Origin of the sequence: Neisseria sp. HMSC061B04, assembly GCF_001836705.1 — a bacterium.
Classification (GTDB): domain Bacteria; phylum Pseudomonadota; class Gammaproteobacteria; order Burkholderiales; family Neisseriaceae; genus Neisseria.
Window position 1 is genome coordinate 29,758 of sequence record NZ_KV830205.1, and the last position, 22,734, is coordinate 52,491.

Here is a 22,734-nt window from a genome sequence, read left to right on the forward strand (position 1 = left end):
TGATATTTTTACAGTCTAAGAGAAGAAAAATAAATTGATCGGCAAGGTTTTGAGTTTATTGAGGATTAAGCATTTGTCTTAACGTCAATAGGATTAATTTATCAAAAACTTACAGGCTAAAATGAAACTAAATTGGAATTGGGTACTCAATATTGAGGTGCAGGGCTGTTTGACAGCCTGTATCTCCCGTTTAACGGTAAACCATAAAATTAAAATTTAGGAATATACAATTATGAAAACTTTATTGATCGCTCTTGCAACCGGTAGCCTGATGTTGGCAGCTTGTTCTTCTTCCAAACCTGCTGAAGAAGCGGCAGCGCCACGCGTCACTGTTGAAGAAGCAATGACCCAATGCCAACAGGCATCTGGTGAAAATGCTGACCGCGCTGTGTTTGATGCCTGCATGAAAGACAAAGGCTATCAACGTACCGCTGAATCAGCTGCTTCCGAGCCTGCTGCCTCTGAACCAGTAGCAGCGCCTGAGGCTGTTGCTCCTGAAGCTGCCGCATCCGAGCCTGCTGCTAAAGCTGCTCCTGCTAAAGCCGCTCCTGCAAAAAAAGCTGCTAAAAAAGTGAAAAAATAAGCTTCATAAAATTCAAGGTAGTCTCGCTCATCAATACTCCGGATGAAAGCAGGCTGTAGAGCAACTTGAAGACAAAGGCCGTCTGAATATGTTTCAGACGGCCTTTGTTTCGTATATGGAATTGTTCGGCAATATGGTTTAATTCAAAAAAAGACGTATACGGTTACACGTCTTTTTCAAAGAATCAGTTTTACTGTTTGTATTCGCTGCCGTCTTTTCGGAAAAGTTTTGGCTGTTCGCCTTTTTCCACGACCTCTTTATTGATGACGACTTTGGCTACGTCTTTCAAATCAGGCAGGGCATACATGGTGTCCAAGAGGCAGCGTTCGACGATAGAGCGCAGGCCGCGCGCACCGGTTTTGCGTTCCATTGCCAGTTTGGCGATGCTGCGCAAAGCGTCTTCTTCAAACTCAAGGCCAACATCTTCCATTTCAAACAAGGTTTGATATTGTTTGACCAAGGCGTTTTTCGGTTCGGTCAAGATATTGACCAAAGCGTCTTCGTCCAATTCCGCCAATGTGGCAATCACGGGCAGACGGCCGATCAGCTCGGGAATCAAACCGAATTTAATCAAGTCTTCAGGCTCGACGGTTTCAAACAGGGCTGAAATATCGGCGTTTTCATCTTTGCTGTGTACCGCCGCACCAAAGCCGATGCCGCCTTTTTCAGTGCGTTGGCGGATGACTTTTTCCAAGCCGGCAAATGCGCCGCCGCAGATAAAGAGGATGTTGGTGGTATCAACATTGATGAATTCTTGGTTCGGATGTTTGCGGCCGCCTTGAGGAGGAACGCTGGCCACCGTACCTTCAATCAGTTTCAGCAAGGCTTGTTGCACACCTTCGCCGGATACGTCGCGCGTGATGGACGGATTGTCGCTTTTGCGTGAGATTTTATCGATTTCATCGATATAAACGATGCCGCGCTGGGCTTTCTCAACGTCAAAATCACATTTGCCCAAAAGTTTGGTGATGATTTGTTCGACGTCTTCACCGACATAACCGGCTTCGGTCAAAGTTGTGGCATCTGCCATAACAAAAGGGACATCCAGTTTGCGCGCCAAAGATTGCGCCAACAGGGTTTTACCTGAGCCTGTCGGACCGATAAGCAGGATGTTGGATTTGGACAATTCAACCTTGCCGTCTGCTTTTGGATGGCGCAGGCGTTTGTAGTGGTTGTAAACCGATACCGCCAACGCTTTTTTTGCGTGTTCCTGGCCGATAACGTGGTCGTTGAGGTTGGCAACGATTTCGGCAGGGGTAGGCAGTTTTTTCTCGGCGTTTTCTTCTTTTACTTTGGCAAATTCGTTTTCAATCTCGCCGGATTCGTTGTCTTGCAGCATCAGGCCGCAAGTTTCTACGCATTCGTTGCAGATGAAGGCGTGTTCGCCTTCAATCAGATTTTTAACGTCGTTTTCAGACTTTCCGCAGAATGAACAGGTGCGTTTTTCTTCAGACATAATAATTTCTTCGTATGGTTGTATGGAGGCTGTGTTGTAAAGGGGAAACAGATATTTCGGGCGTATTGCCGGATTGAGGGAATGCCTCTGACAAAGGTGCCTAAGTATAATGACTATCTTGTGTTTTTTCAAATCAGAGCAGGCATTGTGCCGTATCGTCTGAGAAACAGATGAGGGCGTGGGATTTGAATATCTCGCAAACAAACGCAAAGTTTTCTCAACTCGCTTTACAATTGCCGAAAAATTTAACAGAATGTTGAATTAAATGTATTTTTTTGAATTGGCAGATATGAAATTCTATAAAACTTTAGGAATGGTATGGACAGGTGTGGCATTGGCCTTTGCTTCTGCGCCTGCCGTTGCCGATGATATGGATGTATTGGGACAATTTTTGGAGCAAAATTTCCCAGTTCAAAATGACCCGATGGAAGCTTTTGCGTTGAGCCATGCCGACCAAGTCGAAGCTCAGGCCGCTTTGGCCGGTCCTCTGCTTTCTTCGCAATCTGCTTTGATTTTCAATAATAAAACCGGTGAAGTGCTGTATCAGAAAAATCCAGACCGCGTCATGCCGATTGCCTCTATTTCCAAATTGATGAGCGCAATGGTGGTTTTGGATGCACATCTCGATATGAACGAGCCTATCACGATTACCGAGGCTGAAATCGACCGTTTGAAAGGTACGGGCAGCCGCTTGAGTATCGGCACGACGCTGACGCGCGGCGAGTTGTTGCATTTGAGCCTGATGAGCAGTGAAAACCGTGCTACCCATGCGTTGGGTCGTACCTATCCGGGCGGTATGAGCGCGTTTGTTGCGGCCATGAATGCCAAAGCGCAAAGCCTGGGTATGACCAGCAGCCGTTTCTATGAGCCTACCGGTCTGAATTTCCAAAATGTTTCCACTGCACGCGATTTGAACCGTATGGTTGCAGCAGCCAGCAAATATCCGCTGATCCGTAAAAATTCGACTTCAAATTATGGCTCGGTGTTGACGGCAAACGGCCGCCAAAACTACAAAAACTCCAACGCCTTGGTGCGTGAGGGCAGCTGGAATATCGAATTGCAGAAAACCGGCTATATCCGTGAAGCTGGACGTTCTATGGTGGTTAAGGCCAATGTACAGAATCAGCCGATTACCATCGTATTGCTCAACTCTCCGTCTTCCACAACCCGCGTAAATGATGCGCGTAAGATTGAGTCTTGGATGTTGCAGCGCCGTTCTTAAATATTACGCTTAAAGGCCGTCTGAAACCGTTCAGACGGCCTTTTGTGTCAAATGTATTAAATTTGGTTACAATGTCGTTACATTAATTTTAAAACACAGAGAGAAAACATGTTGAAAAAATGGAATAAAAAATATTGGGCTGGCATGGGCGTGATTTTGGCGTTGACCGGCTGTACTTCCGTAGCGGATATGGTTGGCTACGATACCGCGACTTTAAATGAAGACGCGGCTAAAAGTTACTCACAAGTCATTCAAAAAGCGCGTGGTCAAAAAGCCTTGGATGTTTCATCGCCAACTGCCCAACGCGTTCAACGCGTGTTTGCGCGCCTGCGTCCTCATGCTGAGCGTGCCAACAAAACCGGTGTGCCTTTCAATTGGCAGATGAACGTTATCCGCAGCAATGAAATGAACGCTTGGGCGATGCCGGGCGGTAAAATGGCTGTGTACACCGGTATCGTAGAAAAATTGAAGCTGACAGATGATGAAATTGCCGCCGTTGTCGGCCATGAAATGACCCATGCTTTGTTAGAACACAGCAAAAAAGCTTTAGGCGGACAAGTATTGACCGGCTTGGGCGGTTCGATTTTGGCCAGCTCAACCGGTGTGGATGGCGATTTGGTTGGCTTGGGTGCAGATTTGTTGGCAACCAAACCGTTCTCACGCCATCAGGAAAGCGAAGCGGATGCCGGCGGTGTGCGTTTGATGGCTGAAGCAGGCTACAACCCTGAGGCTGCGGTAAGCGTGTGGGAAAAAATGAACAAAGTACAGGGCGGCAGCTCATTGTCTATTTTGTCGACCCACCCGACCAATCAGGCGCGTATCAATGCAATCCGCAAAATGTTGCCTGAAGTAATGCCGATTTATCAGAAAAACAAACGTTAATTTGGCGTATTAATGATTTTGCCGGTTTGAACAGATGATTCAAACCGGCAAAGTTTTAGGTTTCAGTCTGACAGTTTGGCAAATTTATCCCAATTTGCCTGAACATACGCTGCCGCAGTTTCCAAGTCTTCGTCGGCAACGTCATAATAATCGCCGTCAAGCTCTTCAAAATCGGGAAAAGCTTTGCGGATTTCATCGAAATCCCTTTGCTCGTCTGCCATTTTTTCAATGGCTTCGCCGTGTTTTTCATACAGGGCTTTGGCTTTGTCTAAGATTTTCGGTATCGGTTTGATGCGCCAGCGGCGCAGGCTGTCGGCAACCGGGTTGCAGAAGATGTATTCTCCGTATCCTGACGCGATAAGCTGGACAAAGCCGCCTTCTTGAACTTGGCTGTCGAGATAGCAGAGCGCGGTCAATGTATGCTGTTCGTCGTTGAGACCGGACATTTCCTCGTCGCCTGCCTGTTCGGTGTGGTCCAAATAGGCTGCGCTGAGTGTATAAAGAAATGAAGCGGAATCGGAAGTATCGAAATCTTGAATGCTAAGCAGGGTGGTCATAATCATCAAAGGCCGTCTGAAAAAAGTGATTATATAATGTTTTCAGTCTGAACCTAGCGGCCGTTTTGCTTTACAATATCGGAAGATAAGAAAACATAGTGAGGAACCAAACCATGAGTACACAATCTGAAAAAAACGTTGTAGTCATCAAGCCGCAGGATTTGCCGCTGCATTGCTCCGGCCCTAATCATGAAACATGGAACGGCCATCCGCGCGTGTTCTTGCCGATTCGGTCCAACAGCGAGATTGAATGCCCATATTGCGGCACTTATTACCGTCTTGATGGCGAGATTCCGCATCACCATTACTAATCTATGCCTATGTTGAACAAAATCATCTGCGCTTTGTGCCTGAGTTTGTGCGCTGCGTGTGGCTCGTATAAGGCCGTGCGCCCTGATGCGCCGTTACCGGTCATTGCACAGGCGCAGACGTATTCTGTCCGCTATCAATCCGCACAAGGTCGGACGATTACTGCAATTTATATCAACAGCCACAGCCCGATGATGGTTGAGCTGCATGAAGGCAATACGGTTGAGAAACTGGTACAAGTCCGCTTGCGCAGTCAGGGCGTCGAGTACGCCAATCCAAGCTCGCGTTGGCAGATTGGCGATGGGTTTGCAGTGCTGATTCGCGGCGGGAAAGAAGTTGTATTTAAAGAGATTGTGGAATAGGGCGGTTTAGCCTTTAGCCAAATATTTGATTAAAGGTTTGGGCAAACCATAATCCGCCAAATGTTCCGATGATACCCAAAGGCCGTCTGAAAGATGTTCAGACGGCCTTTGTTGCGTCTGAAAAGGGGTAATCATCAATAAGCGGTGGGTCAGGCGGTGGGTAAACGTGGTTTGTTCTTCGAGGCCGTCTGAAACAATGCCGAAGCGTTCGGCGTAAGCATACAAATCGTCTAATTTTTCAAAACAGGGTACGCAATACAGACCGCCCCAAATGCCTTTGGCAGGGCGTTTTTCAAGCAATAATGCGCCGTCAGTGTTATGAATAATCAGCCAGTAAAGCGGTAGGGTTTGCACTTCGGGAGCAGTTTTTTTACGGGGCAGCTCGTCAATGCGGTTTTGTTTTCTTGCTTCGCAAATGTCTGCCATAGGGCATTGATGACATAAAGGTTTTGTCCGTTTGCAGACGGTTGCGCCCAAGTCCATCAAGCCTTGCGTGTAGGCAGGCATATCGGCGTTTTCAGACGGCAGCAGGCTTTCGGCGAGCGACCAGAGCGAGTTTTCAAATTTTTTGTCCTGCGGATTGCCGTCGCGGGCGAACACGCGGCAGAGAACGCGTTTGACGTTTCCGTCCAAGATGGTTTCTCGTCGGTTGAAGGCGAAGGCAGAAATGGCAGCGGCTGTACTTCTGCCTACGCCGCAGAGCGTTTCCAAGTCCTTGCGCTCGGATGGAAAGATACCGCCGAATTGTCCGACGACTTGTTGCGATGCTTTGTGCAGGTTGCGCGCGCGGCTGTAATAGCCCAAGCCTGCCCACAAGGATAAAACCTCGTCTTGCGGCGCAGCGGCAAGCGATTGCACGGTTGGGAATTTGGCTAAGAAACGCGGATAGTAGTCCAATACGGTAGCAACCTGCGTTTGTTGGAGCATGATTTCTGAAAGCCAGACGGAATAAGGGTCTTTGACCTGCCAAGGCAAGTCGTGACGGCCATGCTGCCGTTGCCAATCGATGAGTCGTTGTGCAAAGGATGTGTGTGTGTTCATTAATATTTACTTTTTAATTATTTATTTTTAAAACAGTATGTTACACTATAACATACGAAATAATAATCAGAATTGACTTATCTGGTAGAGGGGTATATAAATATAGTTAACGTGGATTTACGCCGTATTGTTAAAGTTTATTAACTGCTCAAGGAGATTCACATGAAAGCAATGGTTTATCATGGCGCAAACGACATCCGTTTTGAAGAAAAACCTCGCCCTCAAATTATCGATCCGACCGATGCAGTCGTCAAAATCGTTAAAACCACGATTTGCGGTACTGACTTGGGTATTTGGAAGGGTAAAAACCCTGAAGTTGCCGACGGTCGTATTCTCGGCCATGAGGGTATCGGTATTGTAGAAGAAGTCGGCGATGCTGTAAAAAACATCAAAGTCGGTGATAAAGTCATTATTTCATGTGTCAGCAAATGTTGTACTTGTGACAACTGTAAAATCCAACTTTATTCACACTGCCGCAATGGCGGTTGGATCTTGGGTTATATGATTGACGGTACTCAGGCCGAATACGTCCGTACGCCTTATGCCGACAACAGCTTGGTTCCGCTGCCTGACAACGTCAACGAAGAAGTTGCCCTGCTGTTGAGCGATGCCCTGCCGACCGCCCACGAAATCGGCGTGCAATATGGTGATGTGAAACCTGGCGATACCGTATTCATCGCCGGTGCCGGCCCTGTCGGTATGTCTGCCTTGTTGACCGCGCAACTATATAGTCCTGCCGCCATCATCGTTTGCGATATGGACGAAAACCGCTTGAAACTGGCGAAAGAATTGGGCGCAACCCATACCATCAACCCTGCCTCCGGCGATGTGAGCAAACAAGTTGCCGCTATCGTCGGCGAAGACGGCGTAGATTGCGCCATCGAAGCGGTCGGTATCCCTGCAACTTGGAATATGTGCCAAGATATCGTGAAACCCGGCGGCCATATCGCTGTGGTTGGTGTGCATGGTCAATCCGTTGATTTCAAACTGGAAAAACTGTGGATTAAAAACCTTGCCATCACAACGGGCCTGGTTAACGCGAATACCACCGAAATGCTGATGAAAGCCATTTCCAGCAGCTCAGTGGATTACACCAAAATGATGACCCACCGTTTCAAATTCAGCGAATTGGAAAAAGCTTACGATGTATTCAAACACGCCGCCGAAAACCAAGCCATGAAAGTGGTTTTGGAAGCGGATTGATTTGAAAATCGCTTAATATGCCGTCAATTAAAGGCCGTCTGAACATTCAGACGGCCTTTTTGTATGGTTTTATTTCTTCTTCAACCAAACGCCGCTTTCGATATGGTGGGTAAATGGGAATTGGTCGAACAGGGCGGCGCGTTCTATGGTATGGGTTTGACAGAGCGTGTCGAGGTTGGCACGCAGGGTCTCAGGGTTGCAGGAAATATAGAGAACGTTGTCGAATCGGGCAACCAATTTGAGTGTCTCATCATCGACACCGGCGCGTGGAGGATCAACGAAAATAGTTGAAAAATCATAGTTTTTCAAGTCGATGCTTTGTTCTTGCAGGCGGCGGAATTCACGGTTTTGCGTGTAGGCCTCGGTAAACTCTTCCGCTGATAGGCGGGCGATTTTGAGGTTGGTAATTTGGTTGGCTTCAATATTCCATTGGGCGGCGTTGACGGAAGTTTTGGAAACTTCGGTCGCCAACACTTGATTGAAATGTTGCGAAAGCGGTAGGGTGAAATTGCCGTTGCCGCAGTACAGCTCAAGCAGGTCTTTGCCTAGGTTTTGTGCGGCATCACACGCCCAAGTCAGCATTTTTTGGCACACTTGGGCATTAGGTTGGGTAAAGCTGCCTTCGATTTGACGGTAGCGGAAGGTTTTACCGTTGACTGTTAATGCTTCGGTTACGAAATCTTGGCTCAATACGATTTTTTGTCCGCGGCTGCGGCCGATGATGTGGATACCCAAATTGTGCGCCAGCTCTTGCGCGGCTTGTTGCCATGCTTCGTTCAGCTTCTTGTGGTAAATCATGGTCACCAGCATTTCGCCGCTTAAAGTGGATAAAAATTCGACGGCGTACCAGCGGTTTTTCAGCTCGGGATGATTGGATGCAGCTTCAATCAATTTCGGCATCAAGGCATTGATGGATTCGGACGCGGCAGGAAATTGGTCACAACGGATCAGGCTTGCCCCGCTTGCCTTTTGCCCGCGCTCAAACATGGCGTAAAACATTTCGCCGCCTTCATGCCAGATGCGGAACTCGGCACGCATTCTGTAATGCTGTTCCGGGGATTCAAAGACTTCGATTTCTGGAAAATCCAGTCCTTGGAAAAGTTGCTGAAGATATTGCTTTTTGTCGGCTAGTTGTTGCTGGTAGGCAGTCATTGGGGCAGTCTTTCAGAAAATAATGGCGAATTATAATATAGTTGGCGCAAAGATACGAAAGGCCGTCTGAAACATCGGTTTCAGACGGCCTTTGATTTCAAAGCATCAGCTTGTCAATCAGCCTTGCATTTGTTTGGCTTGAACGGCAGTCAGGGCGATGGTGAAGACGATGTCTTCAATCAATGCGCCGCGGGACAAGTCGTTAACCGGTTTACGCAAGCCTTGCAGCAACGGGCCTACGCTCAGGACGTTGGCGCTGCGTTGTACGGCTTTGTAAGTACAGTTGCCGGTATTGAGGTCTGGGAAAACCAAAACGGTTGCTTGACCAGCAACAGCGCTGCCCGGAGCTTTGGATTTGCCGATAGATGGAACGGTAGCTGCATCGTATTGCAACGGACCTTCGATAGCCAAATCAGGGCGTTTCTCTTTCGCCAGTTTGGTGGCTTCGATCACAGCATCGACATCAGGGCCGCTGCCTGAGTTGATGGTGGAGTAGGAAATCATGGCTACTTTTGGATCGATACCGAAGGCTTTGGCGCTGTCGGCAGATTGGATGGCGATGTCGGCCAGTTGTTCCGGTGTTGGGTTCGGATTAACCGCGCAGTCGGCAAATGCCAATACTTGGTTAGGCAGCAACATGAAGAATACGCTGGATACGAGGCTTGCACCCGGAGCGGTTTTAATCAGTTGCAGGGCAGGACGGATGGTGTTGGCAGTAGTGTGGACTGCGCCGGAAACCAAACCGTCTACGTCGTTTTGAGCCATCATCATAGTGCCGAGTACGACGGTGTCTTGCAGCTGTTTGCGTGCATCTTCAGGAGTCAGGCCTTTGGATTTGCGCAATTCGCACATTGGCTCGACGTATTGCTCAACCAAAGAAGCAGGATCGATGATTTCCAAAGAATCAGGCAGGGAAATGCCGCGCTCTTTCGCTACGGCTTCAACTTCTTCGCGGGTAGCCAACAGTACGCAACGGGCAATGCCTTTTTCGTGACAGATAGCGGCGGCGGCGACGGTGCGCGGTTCGGCGCCTTCAGGCAGAACGATGCGCATATCGGCTTTGCGTGCGAAATCGATCAGGTTGTAACGGAATTGAGCTGGAGACAGGCGTTTGGCTTCGCGTTTGGCCAAAGCGGATACGTCTTGCAGTTTGTCGCTGGAGCCGAAGAAAGTCAGGCCGGTTTGCTCGGCAACTTGTGCGCCTAAAGCAGCGGCTGCACCGTCAATGATAAAGCCTTCCAATAAGCCCGGGGAGTTGGTGTAGAGCTGTTTGGTGAGGTTTAATTGTTGGGCGAGGGCAGCTGCGTCGGTATTGTCGGATTTCAGCGCCAATACAACGCCTGCGTCCAAAGACAACGCCAATTCGACGTTTTTGCCTGCCAAGAACAATTTGTCCGCATCAGGAGTGATGCCTTCGATAACAAGGTTATCTGCGTTCAATGCTGCAACTTTACCGACAAGCGCGTCAAACCAGTCGTCGCTCTTGCCTTGAGCCAACAGGGCTTCTGTAGTGGAGTCAACGGCTTGGAAAACTTGTGCATTCAATGCCGCTGCGAATGCTTTTGCCGCTGCATCGGCGCTCAGGCCGGTAGATACCGGTGCGATCAGGATTTTTGCCATTTTGTGTCCTCTCATTCGGTGATTGTAGAAGGGTGTTGCTGTGGCGCAGCTGGTGCTGCATTTTATCACTTTGGGATAACATATACACGGTCATGTTGACATATGTCATCAGGCCGTCTGAAAAGTATAAACGTAACGGACTAAATCCATCAATCCCCCATTGCCGCCAAAAGCTCGGCTTGATGCTCGGCAATCAGGGCGTTGGTGATTTCTTCCAAATCACCGTCCATCACAAAATCCAGCTTGTGCAGGGTAAGGTTGATGCGGTGGTCGGTCACGCGGCCTTGGGGATAGTTGTAGGTGCGGATGCGCTCGCTGCGGTCGCCGCTGCCGATGAGGGATTTGCGTTCGGCGGCTTCTTTGGCTTGGGCTTCGCGTTTTTGCGCGTCGTTTAAGCGGGCGGCGAGGACTTTCATCGCCTGCGCTTTGTTGGCGTGTTGGCTGCGGCCGTCTTGGCATTCGACCACCATGCCGGTGGGCAGGTGGGTGATGCGGACGGCGGAGTCGGTTTTGTTGATGTGCTGACCACCCGCGCCGGATGCGCGGAAGGTGTCGATGCGCAGGTCGGCGGGGTTCAGTTCGATGTCTTCGAGTTCGTCCGCTTCGGGCATGACGGCAACGGTACAGGCGGAAGTATGGATACGACCTTGGCTTTCGGTGGCGGGGACGCGTTGCACGCGGTGGCCGCCCGATTCGAATTTCAGACGACTGTACGCGCCCAAGCCGACAATGCGGGCGATGACTTCTTTATAGCCGCCCAACTCGCTTTCGTTGGCGGAAACGATTTCGACCTGCCAGCGGTTGCGCTCGGCGTAGCGGCTGTACATGCGCAGCAAGTCGCCTGCAAACAGCGCGGCTTCGTCGCCGCCCGTTCCGGCGCGCACTTCGATGAAGATGTTTTTGTCGTCGTCGGCATCTTTGGGCAGCAGCAGTTTTTGCAATTCGGTATCGAGCGTGTCGATTTTGGCTTTTGCCGCTTCGATTTCTTCGGCGGCAAAGTCTTTCATTTCGGGGTCGGACAGCATTTCTTCGGCATCCGCCAAGTCGCTTTGCGCCAGCTGATAGTTTTGGAACACTTCGACCACGGGCGTCAATTCGGCGTGTTCGCGTGTGAGTTTGCGGTAGTTGTCCATGTCGGACGTGGCTTCAGGCTGACCGAGCAGGTGCGTGACTTCTTCCAGTCGGTCGCTGAGTTGTTGTAGTTTTTCTAAAATAGACGGCTTCATAAATTTTCCAAAATACGGATGCCGTCGAGTGGTCTGCAACGGCAAAATAAGGCGTTATTATAATGGGTTTGAATGAAAATTCAAAAAGATATGATTGATTGGAAAGGCCGTCTGAAACCTGTTTTGAAGTTTCAGACGGCCTTTTTTCATATGTGCTTATTTAGGCGCAGCCAAGATGCCTGTTTGGTTCAGCAGGAATAAAACGGTAAAGCCAGTCAAATAAATCAAACCGATAATGGCGAGGAAGTTCATGCCCATGGTTAGTTTGTGGCGTTTGTCGCCTTTGACGAGACGGTAGTTCAACCAAGCGAACACTGGGGCGGCAACGAAAGCGGTAATCATGGCGAATTTGAGCAGCTCGGCCATTGCGCTGTTGAACCAGAAAATTACGGCCAAGCCTGAGCCTGCGACCCAGACGTTCCAAGCAAACAATTCGGCATTGCCAGTTTTTTCTTTGCCGCGCAGCAGGCGTACCGGTTCGGCAATCGCGCGGGCGTAGCCGTCCACTACGGTAATGGTGGTGCCGTACATGCAGGCGAAAGCAATAAATGCCACTAATGGACGAGACCAGTCGCCGATGGTAACGGCGTACATATTAATCAGTTGGCCAACATATTTGCCGCCCGCCATTTGCACTTCCTCGCCGTTGCCGTATTGTACATATGCACCCAAGGCGAGAAAAACGACCGCCAAAATCGCGCTGGTAATGTAGCCGACGTTGAAGTCGAAAATACCGTCGCGGTAGCTGGAAGGGTTGATGCGTTGTTTTTCGGTAACCCACAAAGAGTTGATGGCGGAAATTTCAATCGGTGCAGGCATCCAGCCCATCAGCGCGATGAGGAAGCCCAAGCCTGCCAGTGTCCACGGGGTAGGCTCGATAAAGTCGGGTTTCATCTGCATGCCGCGAGACATGGCCACGGCTGCTGCGGCGACGGTGGCGATGGTCAGGCTGACGATGATGATTTTGGAAACGTTGTCCAATGCTTTATAGCGGCCGCTTGCCAAAATTAGCAGGCAGGAAACCATAATCATGACGGACACCATGCCGGCATCGAAAGTCAGCGATGGGATCGCCATTTTGACGATGGCGGCGGTAACGATGGCGACTGCACCGGCATTAATCGTTGCCGATGCAATACATAAAATCAAAAATACCCACAAATAAACGCGGCTTTTTTCGGCATAGCCCTCAATCAGGCTTTTGCCCGTATCCAGCGTGTAATGTGCGCTGAAGCGGAAAAACGGGTATTTGAACAGGTTGGTCAGAATAATGATCAGCGCAAGCTGCCAGCCGTAAAGCGCACCTGCCTGCGTGGAGGCAATCAGGTGCGAGCCGCCGACTGCCGCCGAAGCCATCATGATACCCGGGCCGAGAGCATTGATTTTGCTCTTCCAGGTGGAAGCGTGTGTATGTTGTTCAGCCATAATTAGTTTCCGTCTTTTTCAGACGGCCTTATTATCAAAAAAAAGCATATTTTAACGTAAATAAAAAGTTTGCCCAATAATATGCGTAATACTTTTTATCAATCAAAGGGAAAATACGGTGTTAAAAAGCCGAGATGACGGAATGAACGATATTTTGTGCCAAAAACATTTTTTCAGACGGCCTTGTATCGCTTTTTATTCATGAATATGGGGTAGGGAGGGATGAGTGTGTCGGTTTGGAAACGAAATGGCAGGGCGAGGCTTTTTGATGCCTTGAGGTCGGCATATTAAGGGAAAGTATGGAGCAGGGAATCCACGTTTTGCTCGGTGATTTCAGCCAGTTGCGACAGCGAGATGCCACGCAGTTCGGCTGCAATTTCGGCGATACGGCGGATGTTGGCCGGGGTATTGGTTTCATGGCCGAGCATGAAAGGGCTGTCGGTTTCGAGAACGAAATCCGTGTCGTTTAAAGCTTGTAAGGCAGCGCGGACTTTTTTGGCATTCGGGTTGAGCAACAGCGAGCCTATGCCGATTTTGAAGCCGAGTTTCACCAAAATCCGTGCTTCTTCTACGCTGCCGGAGAAGGCGTGAACGATACCGCCTCGTGTGAAACCGGCGGTTTTGACGGCGGCGGCAATGGCGGCGGTGGCTTTCAGATTATGGATGATGACGCGGCGGTTGAGGTTTTGAGCGAGGATGAGTTGGCGGATAAAGATGTCGATTTGCGTGTCGCGTTGCGCTTGGGTTTGCTCTTTGCCATAAAAATCCAAACCGATTTCGCCAACCCATGCTTGCGGATGCTGGATTAATTCGGACTCTAACTCTTGGAATGCTGCCTCGTTAAGGCCGTCTGAAAACCACGGATGAATGCCCAAAGCAATATGGATGTTTTCAGACGGCCTTTCCAACTGCGCAACAGAGTGCCAATCCTTGGGAGACGTAGCCGGTACGATGAAACGCGCCACGCCGGCGGCTTGCGCTTCGGCAAGCACGGCAGGCAGCGTGTCGGCAAGTTTGGGATCGGCAAGATGGCAGTGGGTATCGGTGAAAGTCATATTAAATGGCGGTTTACAGCAGATTTAATTGTCGCAATTCTTGTTGCACCTTATCCGCATTCCAGTCATGAGATACGGCGAGGGTCATCAGCGCAGTGGCGGTTTCGAGATTGCATTTGCCGCCGTTGATGATACCTGCCTGACGCAAAGCATCGCCTTGGGCATAGACGGCGGCGGCGCAACCTTGTGGCACTTGGCTGATGTTGAGCAGCAACTTGTCTTGTTGCGTAAAGGCTTGGACAGATCGGACAAATGCGTCGTTGCTCGGTGCATTGCCGTGGCCGTAGCTTTGCAGAATCAGGGCTTGGGCGGAAAGATGGGGCAGATCGTCTGAAAGTTCTTGCGCGGCATAACCGGGAATCAGCGTGCGGACGGAAACTTTGGCTTCGGGATTGGGAAGACGCGGTTTGAGGCCGTCTGAATGTTGGGTCGGGGCAATATGGATATTGTACCAACCTTTGTTCTCCTCCCATTCGGCGAGTGCGCCAAAATGCAGGTTGTCAAAACCTGCGGCGGTCTCGGTGCTGACCTTGCTGCTGCCGACGGCGGGGAAGAGTTTGCCGTCAAAGGCAATCGCCACTTGTTTGAGTTTGAGCGAGAAGGCGAAAACGGCGGTAGCAAGGTTGCGCGGCGCATCGCTGTTGGCGGCATCGTAAGGCCATTGCGAGCCGGTCAGGATAACGGGTTTGTCCAAGCCTTGCAGCGAAAGGGCGAAGAGGTTGGCGGTGTATGCCATGGTATCCGTACCGTGTAGCACCAAAATGCCGTCATAGTCAGGCAGTTTGGCGATAATAAGATCCAACCAGTCGCGTTGGTTTTGCAATGTTACTGCGGAAGAATCGATGAGCGGCTGGCAAACGTGCCATTCGAAATCAAGGCCGTCTGAAAAGGGGGCGAGGGCTTTATCGACGAGAGCGGTATCGGGACGCAGGCCGGCGCTGCTTTGGGTCATTCCGATGGTGCCGCCGGTGTAGAGGACGAAGATTTTTTGTTTCATGGTGTTTCTGATGAATGATTGAGGCCGTCTGAAAGCGGAGAAGTGTTTCAGACGGCCTGGAATGGTTTATTGATTGGTTTGTTTTTTGGCTTTTGCCGCGCGTTTTTCGTGCAGTTTCTCGCGGAAGAAGGTATGGCGGCGGTGTTTTTTCCACCAAATCCAACCGACAATGACTGCGCCGATGCCCAGTACGATAAAGATACCTGATTGCAGGCTGTGCATTTTTTTCATCAGCCAGTCGGTATTGCGTGCGCCGTATTCGCCCAAATAAATCCAAACCGGAACGGAAATCAGTGCGGCCAAACCGTCCATCAGGATAAAGCGCAGGTAGGAAACCTTGCGGCTGATGCCTGCGGTCACGAAAACGGCGGTACGCAGGCCGGGCAGGAAACGGGCGACGAATAAAACCCAGTTGCCGTATTTGTCGAATTTTTCCTGTACTTGGGCATAGCGTTTGGGCGTCATCACGCGCGCAATCGGTTTGAATTTAAGGATTTTTTGTCCCCAAATCCGGCCGGCCGCAAACATAAAGCCGTCACCGGCCAATACGCCGAGCATGCCGACGGCAAACATAATATGCGAGTTGGTATAACCCAGGCCGGAAATCACACCGCCGGTTACCAGTGTCAAATCTTCAGGAATCGGCACACCGAAGCCGCAAATAACCAAAACGAAAAACACGGCCGCATAGCCGTATTCAACGAAAAAAGATTCTAAAAATGCAAACATGGCCGCCGTCCCACGATAGATATTGATTGATGACTGGATTAAGTTGGAATTCTACCAAAGATAAGGCCGTCTGAAAGCAATCACAAGCAGATATTGTTTAAATTTGACGGTAGTTTGCAAAAAATATGGAAATTCGGATGCGGAAAGTTGGGATATGGACGGATTTGGCAGGTACAATAGCCGCTGGTTTATCTTTCAAACCCGAAATGGCGGTCTGTTTTAAGACGGCCTGTTCAGGAAAATGAAATCATGAAATACAGAGATTTGCGAGAATTTATCGCCGGATTGGAAGCCGATGGCAAACTCAAGCGCATTCAGCATCCGGTGTCGCCGCATTTGGAAATGACCGAAATCGCCGACCGCGTGCTGCGTGCCGAAGGGCCGGCGCTGTTGTTTGAACACCCGATTAAGCCCGACGGTACGCGCTACGATTATCCCGTGTTGGCGAATCTGTTTGGCACGCCCGAACGCGTGGCGCTGGGCATGGGCGCGGACAGTGTGTCCAAGCTGCGCGAAATCGGGCAGACGCTGGCGTATCTGAAAGAACCCGAACCGCCCAAAGGCATTAAAGACGCGTTTTCCAAACTGCCGCTGTTGAAAGATATTTGGAGCATGGCGCCGAACGTAGTGAAAAACGCGCCGTGTCAGGAAATTGTGTGGGAAGGCGAAGACGTTGATTTGTATAAACTTCCGATTCAGCATTGCTGGCCGGAAGACGTTGCGCCACTGGTAACATGGGGCTTGACCGTCACGCGCGGTCCGCACAAAAAACGCCAAAATTTAGGCATTTACCGCCAACAACTAATCGGCAAAAACAAGCTGATTATGCGTTGGCTGTCGCATCGCGGCGGCGCGCTGGATTATCAGGAGTTTCGCAAACTCAATCCCGAGACGCCGTATCCCGTCGCCGTCGTACTCGGTTGCGACCCTGCCACCATTTTGGGCGCGGTAACGCCTGTTCCCGATACCTTGAGCGAATACCAGTTTGCCGGACTGCTGCGCGGTTCGCGGACGGAACTGGTGAAATGTATCGGCAACGATTTGCAAGTGCCCGCCCGTGCCGAAATCGTGTTGGAAGGCGTGATTCATCCGAACGAAACCGCGTTGGAAGGCCCATACGGCGACCACACGGGCTATTACAACGAGCAGGATCATTTCCCCGTGTTTACGGTCGAACGCATCACCATGCGTGAAAACCCGATTTACCATTCCACCTACACGGGCAAACCGCCCGATGAACCCGCTGTTTTGGGCGTGGCGTTGAACGAAGTGTTCGTACCGCTCTTACAAAAGCAGTTTCCCGAAATCACCGATTTCTACCTGCCGCCCGAAGGCTGTTCCTACCGCATGGCGGTGGTCAGCATGAAAAAACAGTACGCCGGACACGCCAAGCGCGTGATGATGGGCTGCTGGTCGTTCCTGCGCCAGTTTATGTACACCAAATTCATCATTGTGGTTGATGACGATGTGAACGTGCGCGACTGGAAAGAAGTCATCTGGGTAGTCACCACGCGCATGGATCCCGTACGCGACACTGTTTTGATGGAAAACACGCCCATCGACTACCTCGACTTCGCCAGCCCCGTCAGCGGACTTGGCGGCAAAATGGGTTTGGATGCGACCAACAAGTGGCCGGGCGAAACCGACCGCGAATGGGGACGGGTGATCAAAAAAGACCCTGCCGTTACGGCCAAAATCGATGAGATTTGGGAGAGTTTAGGCTTGTAGATGTCATTTCTATTGGAATTTATACTTCAAATCGTTATGGAAATGATTGGGGCAGTGTTTGAAGGTACGGTAGAAATATTGAGGCTCGATTGGAGAAAAAGAAAACTCTCCAAAGAAGGCTTGATAATGTTGACCGTATGGTCTGCCGTCATTGTTGCACTGATTGTGTATATGGTCATTCCTAAGTAAACATCTTATTCTGACAATACATCTGTTAAAAGGCCGTCTGAAACTTTTTGGGTTTCAGACGGCCTTTAATTTGAAAACCTAGCGCGGTTTGAGCCACTTCCATTGTTCTTGTATGGTTTCTTGCAGGGCTTTTTGTTTTTCTGCCGGTGTGTTCATGCCATTGGTCAAGCGGCTGTAGTCAAGGGTAATGGAAGGGTTTTGTACGGTTCCGCCGATTTTGAGGGGAATCGGTTTGTTTTTGGGTTGCAGTACGTTGCTGATAAGCAGGTTTTCGGACAGCTTTTGGGTATTCAAATCGGTATAGCCGCTGCTGACAACGTGCAGGCTGTCGGAAAACAGTTCGGTGTTGATATGATGGCTGATGCCTTTCTCGATTTCGCTATTGAGGATGAAATGATGGAAAGGGGTTTTGAGGTTGCTGTTGTCGATTTTTTCCGAAGAGATGCCGTTTTTCAGAATGCTGTCCATATCGATACCGTGCCATGCGCCGTTGGTAATATCGAGGAGCAGGCTGCCGTTTAGGGCTTGTATCATTTGGGCGCGGTCGTTGCCGGAAGTTTGAATGTCGATAACGGCGTCGCCGCTGCCGCTGAAGCTGTGGAAGCCAAACAAGTCTTGCAGCAGAGGCTGAATTTGTATGCCTTTTGCGTTTTGTTGGAGGTGGTAAGAAGCGGGTTGGGTGGCTGCAATACTCAGTCCGCCCTCTGTTTTGCCGCCATAAAGCCCGGCTTTGAAACGGTGTAGGGCGATATGTTCTTTATCTGCGGTAAGCAGGGATTCGACGTTTTCAAGTTGCAGGCCGGCAGTTTGAATGCTGCCGATTTGAAGGTTGGCCTCAATGTCGGGCAGCCAGGATTTGGCCAGCAGGGAAGGAAGACTGAGTGACGGCTGGGTTTTCAGGTCTTCCAAGTAAGGGGTCAGATTGAGTTTTTGTAAGGCGATACCGGCATCAAGGTGCGGGCGCGGTTGGGCATCGCGTTGGTATTTAAAGGCCAAGGCAAGGGCTTGTCTGTCAAATGCGCCTTTCAGACGGCCTTCCCATGTATTGAAGCTGAAATTGGCCTGTCCTTCAAGGGTGCTGATGAAGCGTGGACGGGGAAGGCGGTTGATGGTGTCTTGCAGGGTACTGAGGTGCAGTTTGGGCGCATCAATGCCTTTGCCTTTTTGCCAAACCAACGGGCTGGAAAAGGTAAAGTTGGTTTGGAGGCGGTCGTTTTTATGGCTGCCTTTGAGTTCAAAATTAGCGGCGGTTAAAACGGTTGCGTAGAGGTTGGCTTTGTCCAGTTTGAATGAGCCGTCCCATTGGTTGTTTTCGCTGCCGGCAGTCAATGCGCCGTTGAGTGTATTGAGGTGTAAATAGCCGTTTTTGAATTGCAATAGGGGCGAACGTGCGTTGATATGCAAGTTTTGAAAGCCGCTTTCGGCTTGCAGATTGAAGTCGCGGAGTAGGGCGGTTTGGTTTTGCCAATTAAGGCTGCCTGCGATTTGGGCATCCAGCTTGTTTTTGAGTAATACGGTTTGCAGGTTCAGCTTAAGGGCGGGAACACTCCAACCGGCATTGTTGGGTACCAGATAGCCTGCACCCTGCCAACTGATGGGGTTGCCGATGTTTTGCAGTGTGCCGCTGATGTCGAAGGGACGGCCGTCTGAGTCGGCTTGCTGCAGGGAAAATTGCAGGTTGTTTAAGGCAATATTTTGCTCTTTAGTGTGATAACGGATGCTGCCGTTATTGATGATGATGCGGTTGAGCTGAAAACTTTCTTTTGACGATGGGTCTTGTTGCAGGCAGGCGGGCAGATGGTGTTTTGAGTCCAGTGTCAGTGTCGGGTTTAAAAGAATCCATTTTTCAAGAATGGGGGCATCCGACCATAGGCTGCTCCAGCCAAAGCCCATTTTTGACTCGGCGATGTTCAACGTCGGCGTGTCAGGTTCGGAAGAGGAAAGGCTGAGGTCTTTTAAAATCAGCGTGGGGCGCGGCAGCCATTTTCTGCCGATAGTGGCGTTGTATTTGATTTGGCAGCCATGGGCGGAAAAGTTTTTTTGTATGAATGCGTCGATGTTTTCTGTGTTGAATATGCGGAACATTAAGGCACTCAATACCGCCGCGAGGCATAAAAGCGCGGTAATGCTGAAAACCAGAGTTTTCAACCAAAATTTTCCTGAGTGCAACATGGAATGAACAGACAATTCAGATTCTCGCTTTGATGGGAGCTTTAAGGAGTGATTGGGAGTTTAAGCCTTGCTGCTTAAGCGTGTGGAAGTATAACACAGAGTGGGCCTATGTTTCAGACGGCATGGGCATGTGAATAAAAACACCGCCCAAAGGCGGTGTTGATTTTAAGCATAAATTATTTACGCAGACCCAGGCGGGTAATCAGTGAACGGTAAGTATCAGGCTGAGTACGGCGCAGGTAAGACAGCAGGCGACGACGTTGGCTAACCATTTTCAACAGGCCGCGACGGCTGTGGTGGTCTTTAGGGTTGGCTTTGAAGTGAGGGGTCAGGTCGTTGATGCGGAAAGTCAACAGAGCGACTTGTACTTCAGAAGAACCGGTATCGCCTTCTTTGCGTTGGAAATCTTTAACAATTTGTGCTTTTTGTTCTACGGTCAATGCCATGATGGATAACTCCGAAAATAAAAGAACCTTTTCAGGTTCGGACAAGTTTGCCAAGCCGAATGACCTAAGCAAACTCCTAAGTGTCTTTTTATAAAGACGGGCGGATTATGCCACAATTTGTCTTTGTGTGCCACATCTTTTCAGACGGCCAAAAAAAGCGGCGATACCTTCCAGTACCGCCAAAGCTGCTTTGGTGATAAAACTAAACTTTATTTGCTTGCGCAGCGGAAGCCTAAGTTATTTAAAACATATTTGGATTGCAGGCTGGTACGGATGCCGTAGCGCAAGAAAGCAGCATAGTTGGATGGGTCGCTTGAGCCTACGGATGCGCCGCTACAGAACATTTGTGTGTTGGATGAGCCGGCTGAGAGTTGGCTGCTATTAAAGTCTTCAGTCCATTCCCAAATCAGGCCGTGCATATCGTATACGCCCCAGTAGTTGGGTTTGTTTTTACCAATGTCGTGCAGGCCGTTGCGGCCGCCGTCTGCATACCAATCCAAGATGGTACGGTTGTAGCCGGGTTCGGCAGAGCCGTCTTTTTGAGTGGCAGAGGCCAAGCCTGCAAATTCCCACTCGTCAATAGTCGGCAGGCGTTTGCCTTTGGAAACGCAGTAGGCATTGGCGGCAAACCATGAAACATTGGTTACCGGATGTTTGAGTTCGCTGGCTTTAGGCGCATAACTGTTGCTGCCGTTTTTTACCCAATGTTTCAGGTAAGCTTTTTCAGCTTGTTTGGAGCTGATTTTGTCTTTTTGCCATTGTGGATGTGTTTTCAAAAATTCGGCAAATTCGGCATTGGTTACAGGATATTTGTCAAGTTGGAAGGGCTTGACTTTAATAAGGGAAGTCTCTTTTTTGAGATAGAGAGGGCGATAGCTGCCTCCTTCGATTTTTACCATTTCGGCTGCAAATGTATTGCCGCAGATTAAGGCACTGCCTAAGAGGAGGAGTCGTATGAGTTTCATGGTACGCCCTTATTATCGTTTGAAAACAGAAAATTTATTTTTAAGATAGCCTAATCATAACAAGGCCGTCTGAAAAATTAATCTGTCTGATTGAATAGGAAGATTAATTGTGATGGAAGCCACTGCGACTCTAAGAGAAGAGTAGCAGTGGCTTGGCGTATTAAACCGAGGGATTATTTAGCGGCTTCAGAAGCAGCAGGTGCGGCAGACGCAGCGGCTGGGGCAGAAGCGGCAGCACCGGCAGGTTGGTAAACGGTGTCGCTCAGTTTTTTGGTCATGATTTCAGGGTTTTCGTTACCCTCAACTTTCAATTGACCCAAAGCACCTTTGTTGAACGCACGGAAGATAGAGTGGTCAACTATAGTGTAGCTGCCTGGAATATCGACTTTGAATTCGATCATGGCGGCGCCACCGGCAGGAATCACAGTGCTTTGTACGTTTTCGTTAATCAGTTTACCACCTTCAACATATACTTTGTCGAAGATTTCGCCGATAACGTGGAAAGAAGATACCAAGTTAGGACCACCGTTACCAACGTACATACGAACAGTTTCACCAGCTTTGGCTTTCAGGGCGTTGTCACCGGCGATAGAGCCTACGTGACCGTTGAATACAACGTATTCAGGTTGTTCAGCAATCGCTTTATCCATATCGAAAGGTTGCAGGCCTTGAGCGCCTTTTTTACCTTTAGTATAGAAGTCGCCTTGTACGATGTAGAACTCTTTATCTACTTTAGGCAGGCCTTCTTTAGGTTCAACCAAGATCAAACCGTACATACCGTTGGCGATGTGCATACCTACAGGAGCAACGGCACAGTGGTAAATGTACAAACCGGCTTGCAGAGCTTTAAAGCTGAAAGTAGAAGTGTGGCCTGGGGCAGTGAAAGAAGCTTCTGCACCACCGCCTTGACCGGTAGCAGCGTGGAAGTCAACGTTGTGAGGAACAGTAGAAGAAGGATTGTTAGAGAATTCTACTTCTACGGTATCGCCTTCGCGTACACGAATCATTTGGCCCGGAACGTCGCCGTTGAATGTCCAGTAGTGGTATTCAACACCGTCTTCCATAGTCATGGTTTTTTCGACGGTTTCCATTTTAACGCGTACTTTAGCCGGATGATCGCGATCGATTGCAGGTGGAACTTCCGGAGCGTGAGTCATGATGGCATCGACTACAGGCAATTCTGAAGAAGGAGTCTCGGCAGCAGCTTGTGAGTCAGAAGCAGCAGCAGGAGCTTCGGCAGAAGCGGTGGCAGCCGGAGTTTCAGCTGGTTTAGCAGCTTGTTCGCCGCATGCGGCCAGTGCAAATACAGAAGCGATAAGTGCAGCTAAGGTTTGGCGTTTCATGTTTAAAGTTTCCTTATTGTAAGAAAAGTTAAGTATCCTGATAGGATGGTTTGAAATTTTGTATGATTATGT

General features: G+C 49.7%; 21 protein-coding genes. 7 read left to right on the forward strand and 14 right to left on the reverse strand.

The genetic code is table 11. The annotated features are described in order from the left end of the window. Nucleotides 1-232 precede the first annotated feature (232 nt). On the forward strand, nucleotides 233-583 hold the full coding sequence (locus HMPREF2661_RS08250) for a hypothetical protein (RefSeq protein WP_049322112.1): 351 nt from the start codon (nucleotides 233-235) through the stop codon (nucleotides 581-583). 190 nt (nucleotides 584-773) lie between these two features. Here the strand turns inward: HMPREF2661_RS08250 and clpX are convergent, their stop codons facing one another. Further along, a complete protein-coding gene (clpX, locus tag HMPREF2661_RS08255) occupies nucleotides 774-2,039 on the reverse strand; it encodes an ATP-dependent Clp protease ATP-binding subunit ClpX (protein WP_070823316.1) in 1,266 nt (421 codons plus the stop codon). 289 nt (nucleotides 2,040-2,328) lie between these two features. On the opposite strand from clpX, the gene HMPREF2661_RS08260 reads away from it, so the two are divergent. Together HMPREF2661_RS08260 and HMPREF2661_RS08265 are read left to right on the forward strand one after the other, a co-directional pair. Then, nucleotides 2,329-3,261 carry a serine hydrolase gene (locus HMPREF2661_RS08260; protein WP_188211458.1) on the forward strand — a complete coding sequence of 311 codons (933 nt, stop codon included), beginning with the start codon at nucleotides 2,329-2,331 and terminating at the stop codon, nucleotides 3,259-3,261. A 108-nt stretch (nucleotides 3,262-3,369) separates the two neighbouring features. Further along, the gene (locus HMPREF2661_RS08265; RefSeq protein WP_070823319.1) at nucleotides 3,370-4,143 is read left to right on the forward strand and encodes a M48 family metallopeptidase; all 774 of its coding nucleotides are present in this window, start codon (nucleotides 3,370-3,372) and stop codon (nucleotides 4,141-4,143) included. 62 nt (nucleotides 4,144-4,205) lie between these two features. On the opposite strand, the gene HMPREF2661_RS08270 is transcribed toward HMPREF2661_RS08265, so the two are convergent. Next, on the reverse strand, nucleotides 4,206-4,706 hold the full coding sequence (locus tag HMPREF2661_RS08270) for a DMP19 family protein (protein ID WP_084824323.1): 501 nt from the start codon (nucleotides 4,704-4,706) through the stop codon (nucleotides 4,206-4,208). 107 nt (nucleotides 4,707-4,813) lie between these two features. Between HMPREF2661_RS08270 and HMPREF2661_RS08275 the strand changes: the two genes are divergently transcribed. Together HMPREF2661_RS08275 and HMPREF2661_RS08280 are read left to right on the forward strand one after the other, a co-directional pair. Then, on the forward strand, nucleotides 4,814-5,011 hold the full coding sequence (locus tag HMPREF2661_RS08275) for a zinc-finger domain-containing protein (protein WP_070823321.1): 198 nt from the start codon (nucleotides 4,814-4,816) through the stop codon (nucleotides 5,009-5,011). Nucleotides 5,012-5,014: 3 nt separating this feature from the next. Then, complete coding sequence (locus tag HMPREF2661_RS08280) at nucleotides 5,015-5,371, forward strand: hypothetical protein (RefSeq protein ID WP_070823323.1); 357 nt, start codon at nucleotides 5,015-5,017, stop codon at nucleotides 5,369-5,371. A gap of 6 nt (nucleotides 5,372-5,377) precedes the next feature. Here HMPREF2661_RS08280 and mutY read toward each other — a convergent pair whose 3' ends face one another. Then, nucleotides 5,378-6,412 carry an A/G-specific adenine glycosylase gene (mutY, locus tag HMPREF2661_RS08285; RefSeq protein WP_070823325.1) on the reverse strand — a complete coding sequence of 345 codons (1,035 nt, stop codon included), beginning with the start codon at nucleotides 6,410-6,412 and terminating at the stop codon, nucleotides 5,378-5,380. Nucleotides 6,413-6,574: 162 nt separating this feature from the next. Between mutY and HMPREF2661_RS08290 the strand changes: the two genes are divergently transcribed. Beyond that, on the forward strand, nucleotides 6,575-7,615 hold the full coding sequence (locus HMPREF2661_RS08290; RefSeq protein ID WP_070823327.1) for a zinc-dependent alcohol dehydrogenase family protein: 1,041 nt from the start codon (nucleotides 6,575-6,577) through the stop codon (nucleotides 7,613-7,615). A gap of 69 nt (nucleotides 7,616-7,684) precedes the next feature. Here HMPREF2661_RS08290 and trmA read toward each other — a convergent pair whose 3' ends face one another. From trmA to HMPREF2661_RS08325, 7 genes are all read right to left on the reverse strand, one after another. Next, nucleotides 7,685-8,767 (reverse strand): tRNA (uridine(54)-C5)-methyltransferase TrmA, encoded by a 1,083-nt coding sequence (gene trmA / locus HMPREF2661_RS08295; RefSeq protein WP_070823329.1) that lies wholly within the window; start codon nucleotides 8,765-8,767, stop codon nucleotides 7,685-7,687. Nucleotides 8,768-8,884: 117 nt separating this feature from the next. Beyond that, nucleotides 8,885-10,387 (reverse strand): phosphate acetyltransferase, encoded by a 1,503-nt coding sequence (pta, locus tag HMPREF2661_RS08300; protein ID WP_070823331.1) that lies wholly within the window; start codon nucleotides 10,385-10,387, stop codon nucleotides 8,885-8,887. A gap of 149 nt (nucleotides 10,388-10,536) precedes the next feature. Beyond that, entirely contained in the window at nucleotides 10,537-11,613 is a 1,077-nt protein-coding gene (gene prfA / locus HMPREF2661_RS08305) for a peptide chain release factor 1 (protein ID WP_009174477.1), read from the reverse strand. A 156-nt stretch (nucleotides 11,614-11,769) separates the two neighbouring features. Continuing rightward, nucleotides 11,770-13,038, reverse strand: coding sequence for an Nramp family divalent metal transporter (locus HMPREF2661_RS08310; protein ID WP_070823333.1), 1,269 nt, complete (start codon nucleotides 13,036-13,038; stop codon nucleotides 11,770-11,772). A 287-nt stretch (nucleotides 13,039-13,325) separates the two neighbouring features. Further along, on the reverse strand, nucleotides 13,326-14,093 hold the full coding sequence (locus HMPREF2661_RS08315) for a TatD family hydrolase (RefSeq protein ID WP_070823335.1): 768 nt from the start codon (nucleotides 14,091-14,093) through the stop codon (nucleotides 13,326-13,328). Nucleotides 14,094-14,106: 13 nt separating this feature from the next. Continuing rightward, nucleotides 14,107-15,090, reverse strand: coding sequence for an asparaginase (locus HMPREF2661_RS08320; protein ID WP_070823337.1), 984 nt, complete (start codon nucleotides 15,088-15,090; stop codon nucleotides 14,107-14,109). Nucleotides 15,091-15,156: 66 nt separating this feature from the next. After that, the gene (locus HMPREF2661_RS08325; RefSeq protein WP_070823339.1) at nucleotides 15,157-15,819 is read right to left on the reverse strand and encodes a DedA family protein; all 663 of its coding nucleotides are present in this window, start codon (nucleotides 15,817-15,819) and stop codon (nucleotides 15,157-15,159) included. Between the two features lie 249 nt (nucleotides 15,820-16,068). Between HMPREF2661_RS08325 and ubiD the strand changes: the two genes are divergently transcribed. Next, nucleotides 16,069-17,547 (forward strand): 4-hydroxy-3-polyprenylbenzoate decarboxylase, encoded by a 1,479-nt coding sequence (ubiD, locus tag HMPREF2661_RS08330; protein ID WP_070823341.1) that lies wholly within the window; start codon nucleotides 16,069-16,071, stop codon nucleotides 17,545-17,547. Between the two features lie 267 nt (nucleotides 17,548-17,814). Here the strand turns inward: ubiD and HMPREF2661_RS08340 are convergent, their stop codons facing one another. The 4 genes from HMPREF2661_RS08340 to nirK all read right to left on the reverse strand — a co-directional run bounded on the left by HMPREF2661_RS08340 (nucleotide 17,815) and on the right by nirK (nucleotide 22,662). Beyond that, nucleotides 17,815-19,908 (reverse strand): AsmA family protein, encoded by a 2,094-nt coding sequence (locus HMPREF2661_RS08340; protein ID WP_070823343.1) that lies wholly within the window; start codon nucleotides 19,906-19,908, stop codon nucleotides 17,815-17,817. Between the two features lie 176 nt (nucleotides 19,909-20,084). Beyond that, nucleotides 20,085-20,354: a 30S ribosomal protein S15 gene (gene rpsO / locus HMPREF2661_RS08345; protein ID WP_036491726.1), complete on the reverse strand. Its 270-nt coding sequence runs from the start codon at nucleotides 20,352-20,354 to the stop codon at nucleotides 20,085-20,087. A gap of 209 nt (nucleotides 20,355-20,563) precedes the next feature. Then, nucleotides 20,564-21,319 carry a formylglycine-generating enzyme family protein gene (locus HMPREF2661_RS08350; RefSeq protein WP_003745813.1) on the reverse strand — a complete coding sequence of 252 codons (756 nt, stop codon included), beginning with the start codon at nucleotides 21,317-21,319 and terminating at the stop codon, nucleotides 20,564-20,566. Between the two features lie 173 nt (nucleotides 21,320-21,492). After that, nucleotides 21,493-22,662 carry a copper-containing nitrite reductase gene (nirK, locus tag HMPREF2661_RS08355; protein ID WP_004519389.1) on the reverse strand — a complete coding sequence of 390 codons (1,170 nt, stop codon included), beginning with the start codon at nucleotides 22,660-22,662 and terminating at the stop codon, nucleotides 21,493-21,495. Between the last annotated feature and the right edge of the window lie 72 nt (nucleotides 22,663-22,734).

Excerpts from the sequence above, each read along its gene's own strand:
- HMPREF2661_RS08250 (WP_049322112.1), top strand. The coding sequence starts at position 233 with ATGAAAACTTTATTGATCGCTCTTGCAACCGGTAGCCTGATGTTGGCA.
- clpX (WP_070823316.1), bottom strand. The coding sequence starts at position 2,039 with ATGTCTGAAGAAAAACGCACCTGTTCATTCTGCGGAAAGTCTGAAAAC.
- HMPREF2661_RS08260 (WP_188211458.1), top strand. The coding sequence starts at position 2,329 with ATGAAATTCTATAAAACTTTAGGAATGGTATGGACAGGTGTGGCATTG.
- HMPREF2661_RS08265 (WP_070823319.1), top strand. The coding sequence starts at position 3,370 with ATGTTGAAAAAATGGAATAAAAAATATTGGGCTGGCATGGGCGTGATT.
- HMPREF2661_RS08270 (WP_084824323.1), bottom strand. The coding sequence starts at position 4,706 with ATGATTATGACCACCCTGCTTAGCATTCAAGATTTCGATACTTCCGAT.
- HMPREF2661_RS08275 (WP_070823321.1), top strand. The coding sequence starts at position 4,814 with ATGAGTACACAATCTGAAAAAAACGTTGTAGTCATCAAGCCGCAGGAT.
- HMPREF2661_RS08280 (WP_070823323.1), top strand. The coding sequence starts at position 5,015 with ATGCCTATGTTGAACAAAATCATCTGCGCTTTGTGCCTGAGTTTGTGC.
- mutY (WP_070823325.1), bottom strand. The coding sequence starts at position 6,412 with ATGAACACACACACATCCTTTGCACAACGACTCATCGATTGGCAACGG.
- HMPREF2661_RS08290 (WP_070823327.1), top strand. The coding sequence starts at position 6,575 with ATGAAAGCAATGGTTTATCATGGCGCAAACGACATCCGTTTTGAAGAA.
- trmA (WP_070823329.1), bottom strand. The coding sequence starts at position 8,767 with ATGACTGCCTACCAGCAACAACTAGCCGACAAAAAGCAATATCTTCAG.
- pta (WP_070823331.1), bottom strand. The coding sequence starts at position 10,387 with ATGGCAAAAATCCTGATCGCACCGGTATCTACCGGCCTGAGCGCCGAT.
- prfA (WP_009174477.1), bottom strand. The coding sequence starts at position 11,613 with ATGAAGCCGTCTATTTTAGAAAAACTACAACAACTCAGCGACCGACTG.
- HMPREF2661_RS08310 (WP_070823333.1), bottom strand. The coding sequence starts at position 13,038 with ATGGCTGAACAACATACACACGCTTCCACCTGGAAGAGCAAAATCAAT.
- HMPREF2661_RS08315 (WP_070823335.1), bottom strand. The coding sequence starts at position 14,093 with ATGACTTTCACCGATACCCACTGCCATCTTGCCGATCCCAAACTTGCC.
- HMPREF2661_RS08320 (WP_070823337.1), bottom strand. The coding sequence starts at position 15,090 with ATGAAACAAAAAATCTTCGTCCTCTACACCGGCGGCACCATCGGAATG.
- HMPREF2661_RS08325 (WP_070823339.1), bottom strand. The coding sequence starts at position 15,819 with ATGTTTGCATTTTTAGAATCTTTTTTCGTTGAATACGGCTATGCGGCC.
- ubiD (WP_070823341.1), top strand. The coding sequence starts at position 16,069 with ATGAAATACAGAGATTTGCGAGAATTTATCGCCGGATTGGAAGCCGAT.
- HMPREF2661_RS08340 (WP_070823343.1), bottom strand. The coding sequence starts at position 19,908 with ATGTTGCACTCAGGAAAATTTTGGTTGAAAACTCTGGTTTTCAGCATT.
- rpsO (WP_036491726.1), bottom strand. The coding sequence starts at position 20,354 with ATGGCATTGACCGTAGAACAAAAAGCACAAATTGTTAAAGATTTCCAA.
- HMPREF2661_RS08350 (WP_003745813.1), bottom strand. The coding sequence starts at position 21,319 with ATGAAACTCATACGACTCCTCCTCTTAGGCAGTGCCTTAATCTGCGGC.
- nirK (WP_004519389.1), bottom strand. The coding sequence starts at position 22,662 with ATGAAACGCCAAACCTTAGCTGCACTTATCGCTTCTGTATTTGCACTG.